Origin of the sequence: Pelagovum sp. HNIBRBA483 (assembly GCF_040931995.1) — a bacterium.
GTDB lineage: Bacteria > Pseudomonadota > Alphaproteobacteria > Rhodobacterales > Rhodobacteraceae > JAEPMR01.
The window spans coordinates 2,035,121-2,051,488 of record NZ_CP162412.1 but is presented as its reverse complement, the minus strand read 5'-3'; the positions used below and the strand labels follow the sequence as shown (position 1 = coordinate 2,051,488).

Annotated in this window: 13 protein-coding genes; 11 read left to right on the top strand and 2 right to left on the bottom strand. The window is 60.8% G+C overall.

Annotated elements, in window-relative coordinates:
• The first annotated feature begins 60 nt into the window (after positions 1-60).
• From AB1E42_RS10125 to AB1E42_RS10110, 4 genes are all read left to right on the top strand, one after another.
• A complete protein-coding gene (locus AB1E42_RS10125; RefSeq protein WP_368344121.1) occupies positions 61-2,208 on the top strand; it encodes a malate synthase G in 2,148 nt (715 codons plus the stop codon).
• Positions 2,209-2,265: 57 nt separating this feature from the next.
• Complete coding sequence (locus tag AB1E42_RS10120; protein ID WP_368344120.1) at positions 2,266-2,694, top strand: heme-binding protein; 429 nt, start codon at positions 2,266-2,268, stop codon at positions 2,692-2,694.
• Positions 2,695-2,804: 110 nt separating this feature from the next.
• Positions 2,805-3,578: a gamma-glutamyl-gamma-aminobutyrate hydrolase family protein gene (locus AB1E42_RS10115; protein ID WP_368344119.1), complete on the top strand. Its 774-nt coding sequence runs from the start codon at positions 2,805-2,807 to the stop codon at positions 3,576-3,578.
• 129 nt (positions 3,579-3,707) lie between these two features.
• The gene (locus tag AB1E42_RS10110; protein WP_368346409.1) at positions 3,708-4,082 is read left to right on the top strand and encodes a cytochrome c; all 375 of its coding nucleotides are present in this window, start codon (positions 3,708-3,710) and stop codon (positions 4,080-4,082) included.
• A 95-nt stretch (positions 4,083-4,177) separates the two neighbouring features.
• Here AB1E42_RS10110 and AB1E42_RS10105 read toward each other — a convergent pair whose 3' ends face one another.
• Together AB1E42_RS10105 and AB1E42_RS10100 are read right to left on the bottom strand one after the other, a co-directional pair.
• Positions 4,178-6,418, bottom strand: coding sequence for a molybdopterin cofactor-binding domain-containing protein (locus AB1E42_RS10105; RefSeq protein WP_368344118.1), 2,241 nt, complete (start codon positions 6,416-6,418; stop codon positions 4,178-4,180).
• A 1-nt stretch (position 6,419) separates the two neighbouring features.
• The gene (locus AB1E42_RS10100; protein ID WP_368344117.1) at positions 6,420-6,884 is read right to left on the bottom strand and encodes a (2Fe-2S)-binding protein; all 465 of its coding nucleotides are present in this window, start codon (positions 6,882-6,884) and stop codon (positions 6,420-6,422) included.
• A 157-nt stretch (positions 6,885-7,041) separates the two neighbouring features.
• Between AB1E42_RS10100 and AB1E42_RS10095 the strand changes: the two genes are divergently transcribed.
• The 7 genes from AB1E42_RS10095 to AB1E42_RS10065 all read left to right on the top strand — a co-directional run bounded on the left by AB1E42_RS10095 (position 7,042) and on the right by AB1E42_RS10065 (position 16,368).
• On the top strand, positions 7,042-7,491 hold the full coding sequence (locus tag AB1E42_RS10095; RefSeq protein WP_368344116.1) for an isoprenylcysteine carboxylmethyltransferase family protein: 450 nt from the start codon (positions 7,042-7,044) through the stop codon (positions 7,489-7,491).
• A 135-nt stretch (positions 7,492-7,626) separates the two neighbouring features.
• Entirely contained in the window at positions 7,627-9,207 is a 1,581-nt protein-coding gene (locus AB1E42_RS10090; protein WP_368344115.1) for a Re/Si-specific NAD(P)(+) transhydrogenase subunit alpha, read from the top strand.
• Positions 9,208-9,222: 15 nt separating this feature from the next.
• Positions 9,223-10,656, top strand: coding sequence for an NAD(P)(+) transhydrogenase (Re/Si-specific) subunit beta (locus AB1E42_RS10085; protein ID WP_368344114.1), 1,434 nt, complete (start codon positions 9,223-9,225; stop codon positions 10,654-10,656).
• 145 nt (positions 10,657-10,801) lie between these two features.
• Positions 10,802-12,070, top strand: a complete 1,269-nt coding sequence (locus AB1E42_RS10080) for a hypothetical protein (RefSeq protein ID WP_368344113.1) — start codon at positions 10,802-10,804, stop codon at positions 12,068-12,070.
• A 249-nt stretch (positions 12,071-12,319) separates the two neighbouring features.
• Positions 12,320-13,492: a type III PLP-dependent enzyme gene (locus AB1E42_RS10075; RefSeq protein WP_368344112.1), complete on the top strand. Its 1,173-nt coding sequence runs from the start codon at positions 12,320-12,322 to the stop codon at positions 13,490-13,492.
• 185 nt (positions 13,493-13,677) lie between these two features.
• Positions 13,678-14,958: a DUF3422 family protein gene (locus AB1E42_RS10070; protein ID WP_368344111.1), complete on the top strand. Its 1,281-nt coding sequence runs from the start codon at positions 13,678-13,680 to the stop codon at positions 14,956-14,958.
• Positions 14,959-15,054: 96 nt separating this feature from the next.
• Positions 15,055-16,368 carry an NAD(P)/FAD-dependent oxidoreductase gene (locus AB1E42_RS10065; RefSeq protein ID WP_368344110.1) on the top strand — a complete coding sequence of 438 codons (1,314 nt, stop codon included), beginning with the start codon at positions 15,055-15,057 and terminating at the stop codon, positions 16,366-16,368.

Below are 16,368 nucleotides of genomic sequence, written 5' to 3'. Positions count from 1 at the left end.
GCTATTTAGCGGGCGACCGGCATGCGAATGTATGCCAGAGCATAATTGGAGGGACGCGACATGGTAAACCGCATCGACAAGAATGGCCTGCAAGTGGCTGAGGAACTGGCCCGTTTCGTGGACGAGCAAGCGCTGCCGGGGACGGATGTGTCGGCAGAGGCGTTCTGGTCCGGTTTTGCGGAGATGATCGGTGACTTGGCCCCGAAAAACAAAGCGTTCCTCGAAAAGCGCGAAGAATTGCAGAGCCAGATCGACGACTGGCATGTGCGCCATCGCAACCAGCCGCATGATCACGAAGCCTATAAGCGGTTCCTGAAGGATATCGGTTATCTGGTTGAGGAAGGCCCCGACTTCGAGATTGATACCGCGAATGTGGATCCTGAGATTGCCTCCGTTCCCGGGCCGCAGTTGGTGGTGCCGATCACCAATGCCCGCTACGCGCTGAACGCGGCGAATGCACGTTGGGGCAGCCTTTATGACTGCCTCTACGGCACAGACGCGATGGGCACGCCTGCGCCGAAGGGCGGTTATGACCGTGGCCACGGTGCGCGGGTTGTGGCGCGGGCGCGGGTGTTCCTTGACGAAGCTTTCCCGATCCAAGGCGCGAGCCATGCGGATGTGCACCGCTACTATGTGCAGGACGGGGCGCTGTTGGTGGATGATTGCCCGCTGGCGCAGCCGGAGAAATTTGTCGGCTACAAAGGCAACCCGAAAGCGCCGGATGCGATCTTGCTGCGCAATCACGGGCTGCATGTGGAGCTGGTTTTCGACCGTGCGCACCCGATTGGCTGCCGCGATCAGGCCTTGCTCGCCGATGTGCAGATCGAAAGCGCCGTTTCGGCTATTATGGATTGCGAGGACTCGGTCGCCTGCGTGGATGCCGAGGACAAGGTGCAGGCTTATAGCAACTGGCTCGGCCTGATGCAGGGCAATCTGGAAGCGACGCTGGAGAAGGGTGGCAAGACCATTACACGCCGCCTGAACGATGACCGCCGTTACACCGCGCCGGATGGCAGCGAGTTGGTGCTGAAGGGGCGGGCGCTCCTGTGGGTGCGCAATGTGGGCCATCTGATGACCAACCCTGCGATCCTTGATGCGGATGGCAACGAGATCCCCGAGGGGCTGATGGATGCCGCGATCACGACGCTGATCGCCATTCACGACCTGAAGCGCGAAAGCGGCAATTCGGTACATGGGTCTGTCTACATCGTGAAGCCGAAGATGCACGGGCCGGAAGAAGTGGGCTTTGCCGACGAGATTTTCACCCGCGTCGAGAGCTTCCTCGGCCTGCCGCAAAACACCGTGAAGATCGGTGTGATGGACGAAGAGCGCCGCACCAGTGTGAACCTGAAGGAATGTATCCGCGCAGCGAAATCGCGCGTGGCTTTCATCAACACCGGCTTCCTCGACCGGACGGGCGACGAGATCCATACCAGCATGGAAGCAGGGCCGTTCAGCCGGAAGGACTTTATCAAGCGCAAGGCATGGATTGGCGGCTACGAGAACCAGAACGTGGATATCGGCCTTGAATGCGGACTGTCCGGCAAGGCGCAGATTGGTAAGGGCATGTGGGCGATGCCCGACCTGATGGCCGCGATGATGGAGCAGAAGATCGAGCATCCGAAATCCGGTGCGAACTGTGCGTGGGTGCCGTCTCCCACCGCCGCGACGCTGCATGCGCTGCATTACCATAAGGTCGATGTGTTCGCGGTGCAGGAAAAGCTTAAGAAGGGCGGGCGGCGTGCCTTTGTCGATACGCTGCTGGATATCCCGATGGCGAGCTACCGGAAGTGGTCGAAAGAACAGATCATCAAGGAAGTCGAGAACAACGCGCAGGGCATTCTGGGCTATGTGGTGCGCTGGATTGATCAGGGTGTTGGATGCTCCAAAGTGCCGGACATCAATGACGTGGGCCTGATGGAAGACCGCGCGACCTGCCGGATCAGCTCGCAGCACCTGGCCAACTGGCTGCATCATGGTGTGGTCAGCGAGAAGGAAGTCATGGCAGCAATGCAGAAGATGGCTGCCGTGGTGGACCGCCAGAACGAAGGCGATCCGCTTTATCAGCCGATGGCGCCTGAGTTTGACGGGATCGCGTTCCAAGCGGCATGTGATCTGGTGTTCAAAGGGCGCGAGCAGCCTTCGGGCTATACCGAGCCGGTGCTGCATCGCCGCCGGTTGGAGCTGAAAGCGGCAAACGCCAACTAAATAACAGACCCGCGGCCACGGTTGTGGCGGCGGGTTTTCTTTTCATGGGAGACTCAAATGGCGGAACTTTCACTCAACCGCGCACGGACAATCATTCGAAAGACGCTCGCCAAGGCGCGTGAGGAGGGCTTCAAGCCGCTTTCGGTCGTGGTGTTGGACACCGGCGGGCATATCAAAGCTTTTGAGCGTGAGGACGGCGCGGCGCCGGGCCGGTTCGGGATCGCGCAAGGCAAGGCCCATGGCGCAATCATGCTGGGGATGGCAGGGCGTGCGCAGATGGCGCGGGCCGAGCAGCAAGCCTACTTCATGGCGGCGATGAATGGCGTCTACGGCGGGAAGGTAGTTCCGGTGCCGGGCGGGCTTTTGGTGCGTGACAAGGCGGGCAAGATCGTCGGCGCTGTCGGTGTGACGGGCGATACATCGGATAACGACGTGATCGCCGCCGTTGCGGGGATCGAGGCCGTGGGGCTGACCGCAGAAGAATAACGCCTACTTGTTTTGGGGTTGATTGAGGGCGCGGCTGAAGCTGCGCCCTTTTCTATTGCGAAGCTGGGGGATATGCTCGCCATAACAGTCAGAGATGGATGCATATTGTTATGACGCGACCTGTGGTCGGAGTGGTCGGGAATTTTACCCTCGTGCATGATCAATATCCGGCACAAGCGGCGGGTGAAATGGTTCTTGCCGCGATTGCGGATGTGACCGGCGCCCTGCCGCTGTTGGTGCCGGGGATGCCGAGTGCCGTCGATGTTGACGACCTGCTAGAGATTTGTGACGGTATTTTCCTGCCGGGTGGTGGGCCGAATGTGCACCCCGAGGAATATGGCGAGGCGGAAACCGAAGCGCATGGGGCATTTGATCGCTGCCGCGATGCCGTGGCCTTGCCGCTGGTGCGCAAGTGCGTGGCGCGGGGGCAGCCGGTTTTGGGGGTCTGCCGTGGTTTTCAAGAAATGAACGTTGCGATGGGCGGAACCCTATACCCCGAGATCCGCGATCTGCCGGGGCGGGATAATCACCGCATGCCGCCGGACGGGACGCTGGAGGAAAAGTTTGCGCTGCGTCATAGCGTGACCTTCTCTGACGGTGGTGTTTTCCATCGGCTGATGGGGGCGCGGGAAGTGATGACGAACACACTGCACGGGCAGGGCATCAAGGATGCGGGCGAGCGGGTCGTGATCGACGGCTACGCACCGGACGGAACGCCGGAGGCGATCTACATCAAGGATGCGCCGGGCTTTGCGCTGGGCGTGCAGTGGCATCCGGAATGGAACGCTGCCAATGATCCGGTGTCGCGCCCGCTTTTCGCCGCCTTCGGCGCGGCAGTACATGCATGGGCCGCAGGGCGCTCACATCTTCGTCAGACGGCATAGGGTCGCTTGACCTTCCCCCTGCTGGAACCTCTAGCAGATCAAATACAGTGAGACAGGGAGAGCTTCGTGAAGCGGAATTCAGTAATCATGGGGGCAGTTGCGGCATTGGCGCTGGGCGGTGCGGTATGGATGATAGTGGGCGGCACAGATCAGGCGATAGCGCAGGAAAACGGCGCAGAGGGCGCGCCGCTGGTCGAGATCACATTGCCCGAGAGCCTGACCGCGAAACAGGAAATGGGCAAACGTGCGTTTGATGCTGTCTGTGCCGACTGCCATGGCGAGAATGCCACTGGCCGTTTGGGTATGGGCCCGCCGCTGGTGCACAAAATTTATGAGCCGAGTCATCATGGGGATATGGCGTTCCTGATGGCTGTCCAGCGGGGCGTGCGTGCGCATCACTGGCCGTTTGGCGACATGCCGCCGCAAAGCGGGCTTACGCCGTCGGATGTGGCGAATATCGTCGATTATGTTCGCGCGTTGCAGCGCGAGAACGGCATCGACTAACCGGCGCGGGAATTTGCGCTTGGACGGCACGAGGCGGCGGATGTGCGCCACCATTGTGGCTACCTCACCGCCGCCTGTGCGCATCTTTCACAAGATTAGACGCCGTAGAACGATACCGCCTTGTTAAACGGGGTTTCGCGTAGGCGCTGGCCGGTCAGATCAAAAAGGGCGTTACCAAGAGCGGCGGGCGCGGGCGGTGTCGCGGGCTCCCCCACGCCGCCAAGATGGCGATTGTTTTCGAGGATCGCGACCGACATCTTTGGCGCCGTGTGCATGCGCAGCGCGTCGTAATCGGGGAAGTTATACTGATCGGCTGCGCCGTCGGTGAAGGTGATCTCGCCCATCATGGCAGCGGAAAGGCCGAACAGCGCACCGCCGGTCATCTGTGCTTCGATATTGCGGCGGTCAAGCGCGGTGCCGACATCGCAGGCGATCCAAAGGTTGGTGATGCGGATGCGGCCGTTTTCTTCGACCACCTCGCAGACTTGGGCGACGGGTGTGCCGTAGCTATAGCAGAAAGACACTCCACGCCCTGTTCCGGCTGGCGTTTGGCCTGTCCAACCAGACATTTCGGCCACTTTTTCCAGCACTTTGGCGGAAGGCTCATGCTCGCGCCGGATCAGTTCGAGCCGGAATTGCAGAGGGTCGCGATCGGCCGCATGGGCCATTTCGTCGATGAAGGTATCAAAGAAGAAACCGTTCATCGAGGCGCCCACCGAGCGCCAATAGCCGACGGGAATATTCGTCGGGGCAAGGTAGCCCGTATAGCGGAAGTTGGGGATGCCGTAGGGTTGATCAAAGCCGCCGGAGACATGCTCGCGGTCGGGGCCGGGTGTCTCGCTGCCGGCCATCTTCTCGGCGGAGGCTTTCATGACTGAATGGCCGGAGACTTTCGCATCAAGCGCGATTGCTTGACCGTCTTTTACAAGACCTCGGAAACGGGCGATGGCGGCGGGGCGGTAGAAATCGTGCCGCATATCCTCTTCGCGGGTCCAAGTGACATTGATGGGAGTGTTCGGCACGGCTTGCGCAATGCGCGCGGCCAGAACGGAGAAATCCGTCTCACCGCGCCGACCGAAGCCACCGCCCATGATCGGTGTTTCGACGGTGACATTTTCGGCCGCGATGCCAAGCGCCTCGGCGACCTTGTCGCGCGTCAGGGTGGGGGATTGGTTGCCAACCCATAGTTCAATGTTGCCATTAGAGGCACGCGCGGTCGCGGTCATTGGTTCCATCGTTGCGTGCGCCAGCCAAGGGATGCGGTATTCGGCGGTAATCTCGGTGCCGTCGGTCACGCTATCTACATCGCCTTCGTCGCGGGGCGTTGCATTTGGGGTGCCGGTGTCAAGCTCTGCGGCGATCACATCGAAAAGCGCCTCGTTGGTGGCAGGGCGCGGGGACGGCCCCCAAGTTATGTCGACCGCTTCGGCGGCGCGGAAGGCGAGCCAAGTGTTGGTTGCCACAACGGCGATGCCGTCGCCGAGGTCTATGATCGCTTCGACGCCCGGCATGGAGCGGGCGGCACTGTCATCATAGCTTGCCATGCCACCACCATTCGGCACCATCCGGACGGTGGCGAAGCGCATTCCCTCCATCCGCGTGTCGATGCCGAAGCGGGCGGTGCCAGTGACTTTGCCGAGCATATCGACGCGCGGCATGTCTTTGCCGAGGTACTTCCATTCGGAGGGGTCACGGAGCGCCACGCGGGGCGGGGTGATCGCGGCGGCTTCTGCGGCGAGTTCGGCGTAGGAAAGGGCTGTGCCATCGCGGGCGATGACTTTGCCATTCTCGGTTGTGAGGTCATTGACGGACAGATCAAGCCGCGCGGCGGCTGCGAGCTTGAGGGTTTCGCGGGCTGTGGCACCCGCTTCGCGCATCCGGACAAAGCCATCCTTCATTGATGTGGAGCCGCCAGTGAGCTGCAGGCCCACGAGCTTCGCGATTTCGCCAACTTGGGTGCGCAAACCATGACGGAAATCGCCGACCTCGTAATCGAGGAAAGGCAAGCCAAGGCCAAACAGCGCGGAGTTGAAATAGGCTTTGGCAGGAGGGCCATGCAGGACGGTGATATCTTCCCATGCGACGTCGAGCTCTTCAGCAATCAGCGCAGCCCAAGTTGTATGGACACCTTGGCCCATTTCAGCTTTCGGGGCGATGAGGGTGACGCCGTCCTTGTTGATCACAACGAAGGGGTTCAGCACGGCCTCGCCCGCGGAGGAGGTGAGCGGGTTCGGTGCTGGCTTCTTGACCTGATAGACGCCAAAGGCGACGCCGCCAGCGACGGCGACCGACCCGATCAGGAAGCTACGGCGGGCGATTTTTCCAATTTTGGACATCTCAGTTCTCCGCGATCTTGGCAGCGGCGGTGTGGATTGCTGCGCGGATACGGGGGTAGGTGCCGCAGCGGCAGAGATTTCCCTCCATCGCATCGTCAATATCTGCGTCGGTCGGGGACGGGTGCCGCGCGAGGAGATCGGCGGCTTGCATGATCTGGCCGGATTGGCAGTAGCCGCATTGGGCGACCTGATGGTCGATCCATGCCTGCTGAAGTGCGGAAAGGGCATCGGGAGTGCCGTGACCTTCGATCGTGGTGACCGGCCCCCAGACATCGGCCAGAGCGACCTGACAGGAGCGCACGGCTTCGCCGTCGATATGGACTGTGCAAGCGCCGCAGGCGGCGACGCCGCAGCCGTACTTGGTGCCGGTGAGGCCGATTTCGTCCCGCAGAACCCAAAGGAGGGGGACATCATCGGGGAGATCTATCTGGTAATCGGTGCCATTGACAGAAAGGGGAGTGGACACTGCTGCCTCCGGTATTTCTTTGTTGCCGCGAATGCGTGACGTTAACGCAAAGATGGGGCTTTTGATTGCAGAGGCAAGAGGTTGAAGGTGTTTCGTGGCGTCATGAAAAGCGCAGGTTCGGGGTGACAAAGCACACGAAGGCGGGCAGGGTGGGATTATGAAAATGATCGATCTTCCGCCGCTTTGGACCTTGCTGTTTGCTGTACTGGCATACGGGGTGGCGCGGATTGACCCTTGGAACTTATCGCTGGCGCATCCGGTCACGCAATTTCTTGCAGGTATCCTGATCGGTGGCGGAGTTCTGTTGATGTTGCTGGCAGCAACCGAGATGCGCCGCCAACGCACGACGATCATCCCGCACAGGGAGGCGGACAGGCTGGTGCAAAGCGGGATCTTCCGGCGGAGCCGCAATCCGATTTATCTGGGCGATGTCCTGCTTTTGGCAGGGGTTATCTTGTGGATGGATGCGGTGTTGGGGCTGGTTCTCGTGCCTGTTTTGGCGTGGGTTCTGGAACGGCGTTTCATCATTCCCGAAGAGGACCGTTTGCGCCGGAAGTTCCGCGCTGATTTTGCCCGATACTGCGAAAAGACGCGCCGCTGGCTGTGATCTGGTGTGGCCAGTCGCGCGCCAAAGTCGCTGTTAGCGCACAAAGTGTCGAAAATTGGTTTTTCGTTGCTTGAGAAACTTTGTTGCGCGCGATAGTGGAAGGGCGACAGGACAATCAACCAAAGGGGACAGTCCGTGAAAATCGGCGCACCAAAGGAAACATTCGCTGGTGAGAACAGGGTCGCGATGACCCCTGCCTCGGCCAAGGAATTGCAGAAGCTCGGCTACGAATGCGTGATCGAGACAAAAGCGGGGGAAGCTGCTGGGTTTACCGACGCGGCCTATAAGGAGGCTGGCGTCGAGGTGGTGAAGACCGGCGCAGCGCTGTTCAAGGCCGTAGACATCGTTGCGAAGGTGCGTCCGCCTTCGGAGACGGAGGCCAAGCGTCTGACGAAGGGTCAGACTTTGATTTCGTTTTTCTATCCTGCGTCGAACGAGGCGCTGATGGAGTTGGCGCGTTCGAAGGGCGCGAGCGTGATTGCGATGGACATGGTGCCGCGCATCAGCCGCGCGCAGAAGATGGATGCGCTGTCCTCGATGGCGAATATCGCGGGCTATCGCGCGGTGATCGAGGCGGGCAACAACTTTGGCCGGTTCTTCACCGGGCAGGTGACGGCGGCGGGCAAGGTGCCGCCGGCGAAGGTGCTGATCGTGGGCGCTGGTGTGGCCGGTCTGGCGGCGATCGGGACATCGACCTCGCTGGGCGCGATGACCTATGCCTTCGACGTGCGGCCGGAAGTGGCCGAGCAGGTGGAATCGATGGGCGCTGAGTTCGTCTATCTCGATTTCGAGGAAGAACAGCAGGATGGATCTGCCAGCGGCGGCTATGCCTCTGTTTCCTCGCCGGAATTCCGTGAGGCGCAGCTGGCGAAGTTCCGCGAGTTGGCCCCTGAAATGGATATCGTCATCACCACCGCGCTGATCCCGAACCGCGAGGCGCCGGAGCTGTGGACCGAGGACATGGTGCAGGCGATGAAGCCGGGGTCGGTGATCGTCGATCTGGCGGCAGAGCGGGGCGGCAACTGCAAGCTGACCAAGGCCGACGAGCGGATCGTGACCGATAACGGCGTGATCATCATCGGCTATACCGACTTCCCCAGCCGGATGGCGCAGCAGGCCTCGACGCTCTATGCGACGAACATCCGCCATATGATGACGGACCTGACGCCCGAGAAGGACGGCACGCCGAACCACAATATGGACGATGACGTGATCCGTGGTGCCACGATCACCCATGAGGGGGAGATCACCTTCCCGCCACCACCGCCGAAGGTGCAGGCGATTGCGGCTGCTCCGAAGAAGGAAGCGGCCAAGGAGCTGACGCCGGAGGAGAAGCGCGCGGCGGAAGCTGCGGCCTTCAAGGCGCAGACCAAGAACCAGGTGACGCTGCTGGCCATCGGCGCGGCGCTGATCCTTGGCGTGGGGCTGATCCCGGATATGCCGGCGAGCTTCATGCAGCACTTCATCGTGTTCGTTCTGTCGGTGTTCATCGGCTTCCAGGTGATCTGGAACGTCGCGCATTCGCTGCACACACCGCTGATGGCGGTGACGAACGCGATCTCGTCGATCATCATTCTGGGCGCCTTGATCCAGATCGGATCGGGCGGGTTCCTCGTGATCCTGTTGGCGGCCATCTCGGTCTTTATGGCGGGTATCAACATCTTTGGTGGCTTCCTTGTCACCCGGCGCATGCTCGCCATGTTCCAGAAATCTTAAGGGGGAGCCAGAACAATGGAAAATTCGTTTACCATGGCAGCCTATGTCGTTGCCGGTGTTCTGTTCATCCTCTCGCTGGGGGGATTGTCTGGGCAGGAAAGCGCGAAACGCGCGGTGTGGTACGGCATCGTGGGGATGGCGATTGCGGTCTTTGCGACGCTGGTTGGACCGGGGGCGGGGCTGTGGCTTCTGTCGCTGGTGCTGATCGCAGCGGGTGGCCTGATCGGCTATTATGTGGCGATGCGGGTGCAGATGACCGAGATGCCGCAGCTGGTGGCGGCGATGCACTCGCTGGTGGGCCTTGCGGCGGTGTTCGTGGGCTTCAATGCCGAGATGACCATTAACCTCGTTGAAGCGGCGAAGGCTGCGGGCGAAGGCGTTGAGGGCGCGTTTGCGCTGTTGGTCGCCAAGAAAGAGCCGATTGAGATCGCGATCCTGAAGATCGAGTTGTCGCTGGGCATCTGGATCGGTGCGGTGACCTTCACCGGCTCGGTGATTGCCTATGGCAAGCTGGCGGGCAAGGTGAACTCGGCTGCGACAAAGCTGCCGGGCGGGCATCTGCTGAATGCGGCGGCGGCTTTGCTCTCGGTCGTGTGCCTTGTGTGGTATCTGAACGCGGGCGCGATGCTGCCCCTGTTGATCCTGACGGCGGCGGCGCTGTTCATCGGCTATCACCTGATCATGGGGATCGGCGGCGCGGACATGCCGGTGGTTGTGTCGATGCTGAACTCCTATTCGGGGTGGGCCGCGGCGGCGATTGGCTTCAGCCTCGGCAACGACCTGCTGATCGTTGTGGGTGCCTTGGTCGGTTCGTCGGGCGCGATCCTCAGCTACATCATGTGTAAGGCGATGAACCGGTCGTTCATCAGCGTGATCCTCGGGGGCTTTGGCGGCGCTGCGGGGCCGGCGATGGAGGTCGAGGGCGAGCAGATCGCGATCGAGGCGGATGGTGTGGCGCAGGCTCTGGACGAGGCCGACAGCGTGATCATCATCCCGGGCTACGGTATGGCGGTGGCGCAGGCGCAACAGAACGTGGCGGAACTGACCCGCCGCCTGCGGGCCAAGGGCAAGAACGTGCGCTTTGCCATTCACCCCGTTGCGGGGCGCTTGCCGGGGCATATGAACGTGCTGTTGGCGGAAGCGAAGGTGCCCTATGACATCGTGATGGAGATGGACGAGATCAACGAGGACTTCCCTGAAACGGACGTGGCCATCGTGATCGGCTCCAACGACATCGTGAACCCTGCGGCACAAGAAGACCCGAACAGCCCCATCGCGGGTATGCCGGTGCTGGAATGCTGGAAGGCCAAGCAGGTGTTCGTCTCCAAGCGGGGACAGGGCACGGGCTATTCGGGCATCGAAAACCCGCTCTTCTACAAAGAAAACACGCGCATGTTCTACGGCGATGCCAAAGCAAGCCTCGATACCCTGCTGACAAAAATCAGTTAACGGGCAGGCAGATTGGATTTGAGAAACCCCCGCTTCGGCGGGGGTTTTTGTTTGCCATGACGGGATGGGCTGCTGAAGTTCTTGATTTGTGGTGCGTGATGTTCGACCCTCGCAGCCATTGATGGCGATTATGGCGAATTGCATTTTGACTGATGATTATGCGCCAAAGGCCAAGGACCGTGGCGACACGGTTTTGTGTTTTCACTATGGCCAGTCGAACTCGGGAGTGGCGCCTTCGGGGCCGGTTATCGATGTGCGAACTCGATGGGATCATAAGGTTCTCACGTTCGATGATGTGTTTCGTGAAACTGTTGGCGGCACGCGGGGGTTTTTGGGGCATCCGCCTGTTACGAAAGCGGAGCGGCTTATACCCGCACGGGATGAGGCGACCGGCGTGCAATCAATTGTGCGGGCTACTGGGCAGGCTTTCTTACAACGTTGCGAAGGCGTGCGGCCGGATGTGCTGGTGCGGACTGCGGGCATCGGTGGGCAGGGCTTTGTAGATAAGAACGGCATTCACCGCTACGCCGATAATGGCGAGAAATCGCATGTGTATGTGAACCTTATTGCTGCGATCCAACATGGGGCGGCGCTGTCAGAAGCCCGTGGGAGGCCCGCATCGAAGATATTCATTGCGTTCAGTCATGGCGAGAATGACCGGACGATGAGTGGCGCGGCATATGAAGAACATCTGCTGGCGCTGATGGCGGACATTGAAGCCGATCTTTCAGAGTTGGACCTTCCCATTCACTGGTTCCTCGATCAGCCCGCAGGAACGGGTGCGCCGGGGACGGGTAACAACTGGCCTAATCGGTTGGCGGTGCGCGCGCTTTGTGACCGCCGTATCGATTGCACCTTTGTCGGGCCTCGCTACCAATTTCCGTTCTACACTCATGAGGATGGTTTTCAGGATCCGATCCATACTAGCAGCCTGGGAAAGGTGTTGCTGGGCGAGGTCTTTGGCAGTGCGATGGCGGCGGTGGACCGAGGGGACGAGTGGAAGCCGGTTGCGGTGACATCCGCGCAGCGTGATGCGGAGCAGATCATGTTGCAATTCTCTGGCCCTGTGACGCTCGTGCCGGAAATCCTGCCGCGCCAGCCGGAAGAGGTGGGGATTTTGCACGGGTTCTATGCGCCCAGAACCCGCGTCACGCGGGTGTCTCTCTCTGGACCTGATCGGGTCTTGGTGGAGACAGAAGACCCTGCGCGGGAGATCTGCTACGCCTTTCGTGGTAGCGACAAAATCATCCGCAACGGGACGGTGGATCACGTCGATGCCTATGCGCTGGGGCGGGGTGATTTGGTAGAAGCAGATCCGTTTGACAGTTTGCTGCTCCCCGGAAGAGTGCAGCATAAATTCGTTGCTGGATTTCAGGTGATTTTTGACGCTGATGGACGCCCAAGAACGGGGTGAAAGAAGGCATAATTTGATCATTTTATAGTGGAAAACGGGGGTTTTTGCCGATTTTTGCGGAAATTTTTGGAAATCAAAAAATTTCTCTTGAAACGACTCAACAAAAGCGACAAACGCCCGCGCACAGACGCCAACGCACGCACCTCTGGCCACGATCGGGCGCATCTCCCGACACGCGTTTACGCAGCGACGGTAACGTCTCCCTTGGAAGTGAGCGGTCATAGATGGCCGGGTCTATAGGAGATGACCATGACGATGCATTTTGCGGGGGCGTCCGCCTCCGAAGCTATTGTAAATCCCTCTCGCCTCGATCAGTTCGTCGCGGAAACTGTATTTGACCGGCCGACGCTGGTGATTGATGTCGACCGTGTCGAGCAGCAGTATCATGCGCTGAAGGCGGGGTTGGGCCGTGCCGACATTCACTACGCGGTCAAAGCTAACCCTGCGCGGGACATCATTGCGCGGCTGGTGGCGCTGGGGTCGCATTTTGATGCGGCGTCGCGCGCCGAGATCGAGCTGTGCCTGAGCCAAGGCGCGAAACCGGAGCACATCTCCTTCGGCAACACCATCAAGCGGCCCTCCGACATCGCCTTTGCATGGAACGCGGGGATTGGGATTTTTGCAGCCGATGCCGAGGAAGAGCTGGAAAAGATCGCCGAACATGCGCCTGGTGCGCAGGTCTATATCCGCCTGATCGTTGAGGTGAGCGAGGCCGACTGGCCGTTGACCCGCAAGTTCGGCTGTGACCGTGATACCGCGATCCGTTTGCTTGGCTACGCGAAGGCGTTGGGGCTGGATCCGGTTGGCTTTTCGTTTCATGTGGGCAGCCAGACGCGGCAGGCCGCGATGTGGGGACCGGCGCTGGATGGGCTGGCCGCGATCTGGCACGCCGCCAAAGCGGAAGGGCATGCGCTGCGCCTGCTGAACATCGGTGGTGGCTTTCCGGCATTCTACGACGAAGAGATCGAAGCGCCGACGGCCTATGCTGCCGGTGTTATGGATATGGTTCTCGCGCGGTTTGGTGATGTGGAAACCATCATGGCCGAGCCGGGCCGTGGCATGGTGGCCGAGGCGGGTGTGATCGTATCGGAAGTGATGCTGGTCAGCCGTAAATCGGACCGTGACCTGCACCGCTGGGTCTATCTCGATATTGGCCGTTTCTCTGGCTTGGCGGAAACCGAGGGCGAGGCGATCCGTTACCATTTTGAGACAGCGAAAGACGCAGACCCGATGGGGCCGTGCATCATGGCGGGGCCGTCGTGCGACAGCGCGGATGTGCTTTACGAGAAGCGCCCGATGCCGCTGCCGCTGACGCTGAAGGCAGGTGATCGGGTGCTGATCCGCAATACTGGTGCCTATACCTCGACCTATTCTTCGGTTTGTTTCAATGGCTTCCCGCCGCTGGACGTTGTGACGATCTAAGACCTCCCAACAAGATAGAGAGCGCCCGGCGGTGGAGACACGCGCCGGGCGTTTTCGTTTGTACAGCGCTCTGCGGGTATCGTATGCAATGGTGTGCAGATAACTTATTGATAATGAACAATTTTATTGTGGACTTGGGGGAATTTCTCGCTACGGTGCGGGAAAACTGCTATGGCTGAGAGATTATGGCGAAAATCGAAGATCATCCGCTTCGCTATGCGCTGGCCAATGAGCTGCATGCGCGGCCTTTCCCATCGGTCGAGGCGCCAGGGCGGGCGGCGTATCTCGCCCTCAAGCCCGCGCATAATGCAGCTGGGCGGGACCGTGACGCGGAGCGTGCGCACCTGATTGACTTGCTGGACAGGTTCGGCGCGCCCCATCCGCAGCCGGATGCCACGCATTATTTCGGCCAGATCGGGCGGCATGTGCTGAAATGGGAAAGCCATACGGAATTTGTGACTTACACCATTTTTGGTGAGGGCATCGCTGAGCGGCCATTTGATGCCGCGACTTTCGCGCTCTTTCCGCAAGACTGGCTGGACGTGGCGCCTGGGACGCGCATGACGTCGGCCTTGATCCGCGTTGAACAGGCAGAAGGCGATGAGGGGATCATTGACAAAGTGCGCGATTGGTTCGTGCCAGAAAGCCTCGCCATTAGCCGGATGCTGGATGACGATCTGGTGGTGGCTGCCGATTTTCGTATTGATGAGGCAGGACATATGCGGTTCGCGCTGTTTGCCCGCCCCTCCACTGGCGCGCGCAGGATCGGGCGGGTGGTCCAGCGGCTCTGCGAGATCGAGACTTACAAGGCGATGTCGATGCTGGGGCTTGCGAAGGCGCGCGAGTTGGGCGCGCAGATGGGCCTGCTGGAAAAGCAGCTTTCGGCACTTGTCGCGGATATGTCGGGGCCGATGACAAGCCCAAGTGAGACGCTGCACTCCTTGTTGGAAATCTCATCGGCGCTGGAGCATATCGTTGCGAAATCGAGCTTTCGGTTCGGCGCGACGGGCGCCTATGAGACGATTGTGAACCAGCGGATCGAAGTGCTGCGCGAGGAGCGGTTTCACGGACGCCAGACGTTTGCTGAATTCATGATGCGGCGGTTTGATCCGGCGATGCGAACAGTCAAATCCACCGAGGCGCGGCTGGAAAAGATGGCGGCGCGGGCGATCCGCGCAAGCGAGTTGTTGCGGACGCGGGTGGATGTGGAGCGCTCCGCGCAAAATCAGGATTTGCTAAAGTCGATGGACCAGCGGGCGGATATGCAGCTGCGCTTGCAGCGCACTGTCGAGGGGCTATCGGTGGTGGCGATAAGTTATTATGGGGTCGGTTTGGCGATGTATCTTCTCGGGCCGTTGGAGAAGTTATTTGGCGTTCCGAAGCCCTTTGTTGCGGCGGCGGTGACGCCGGTGGTGATCGCGGGCGTGTGGCTGATGATTCAGCGGATCCACAAGAAAATGCACTGACGCCACGCTGGCTTGCGCTGGCGGGAATGCGGGATAGGCTGCGCTGAAACAACAAGCGGAGCGGCAATGCGATTCCCCATCAATGATCAGACACCAATGACGCATAGTGCCACGCTGCCGGAGGCGGCAGATGTGGTGGTGATCGGTGGCGGGATTGCAGGTGTCTCGGCGGCGATCTTCGCGGCCGAGCAAGGGCTACGGGTCGTGCTGCTGGAGAAGGGGCGGATTGCGGGCGAGCAATCGAGCCGCAACTGGGGCTGGATCCGCGCGCAGGGGCGGGATGCGGCGGAAATTCCTGTGATGCTGGAAGCAGGTGGCCATTGGCGGAAATGGGATGCGGCGCTTGGTGGCGCGACGGGGTTGCAGCAGACGGGTGTTTGTTATCTGGCCGAGGACGATGCCACTGTCGCGAAATATGCCGAATGGCTGCCGAACGCGCAGGCGCATGGCATGAGTACGCGCATCCTATCGGCTAGGGAGGCTGCAGACCTGCTGCCGGGCAACCGGAACGCCTATCGCGGGGCGTTGTGGACACCAGATGACATGCGGGCCGAGCCGTGGCTGGCGGTGCCCGCGCTGGCGCGGATGGCGGCGGAAAAAGGTGCGTTGATCCGTGAGGGCTGCGCGGTGCGTGGGCTGGATATCGCAGCCGGGCGTGTAAGCGGAGTGATCACCGAAAGCGGGACCATTCGCGCGGATGCGGTGATCCTTGCCGGTGGTGCGTGGTCGTCGCTTTTGTTGCGGCGGCACGGGGTTTTCATCCCGCAGCTTTCGGTAAGGTGCACGGTCGCGGCAACGGGGCCGATGCCAGAGATTTTCACCGGCGGGGCGGTCGATTCAAAACTGGCTTTCCGGCGCCGGATGGACGGGGGCTACAGCCTTGCGCCAGCGGGGTATCATGAGCTGTATATCGGACCAGATGCATTTCGGGCGTTCAGGGGGTATCTGCCGCAGCTTTGGGCGGACCCGATGGGAACGGTTTATCGCCCGCTCGCGCCGCGCGGTTTCCCCGATGGGTGGGGCACGTCGCGCCGATGGGCGCTGGATGGGGAGAGCCCTTTCGAGAGGATGCGGATTCTGGACCCTGCGCCGAATGAGGCGAAGGTGGCCGAGATCAAGCGACGTTTCGAGGCAGCATATCCCGAATTGGGGCCGGTACCGATTGCGGCCAGTTGGGCAGGGATGATCGACACCATGCCGGACGTCGTGCCGGTGGTGGATACGATCTCTGACCTGCCGGGGCTGACGGTTGTGACGGGGATGAGCGGGCATGGATTCGGAATCGGGCCGGCCTTTGGGCAGATCGCGGTGGCGATGGCGACCGGCGGAGAGTTAGGTCATGATATGAGCCGGTTCCGCTACGGGCGGTTCCATGACGGGACGCGGCTCGTTCCGGGGCCGAACCTGTAG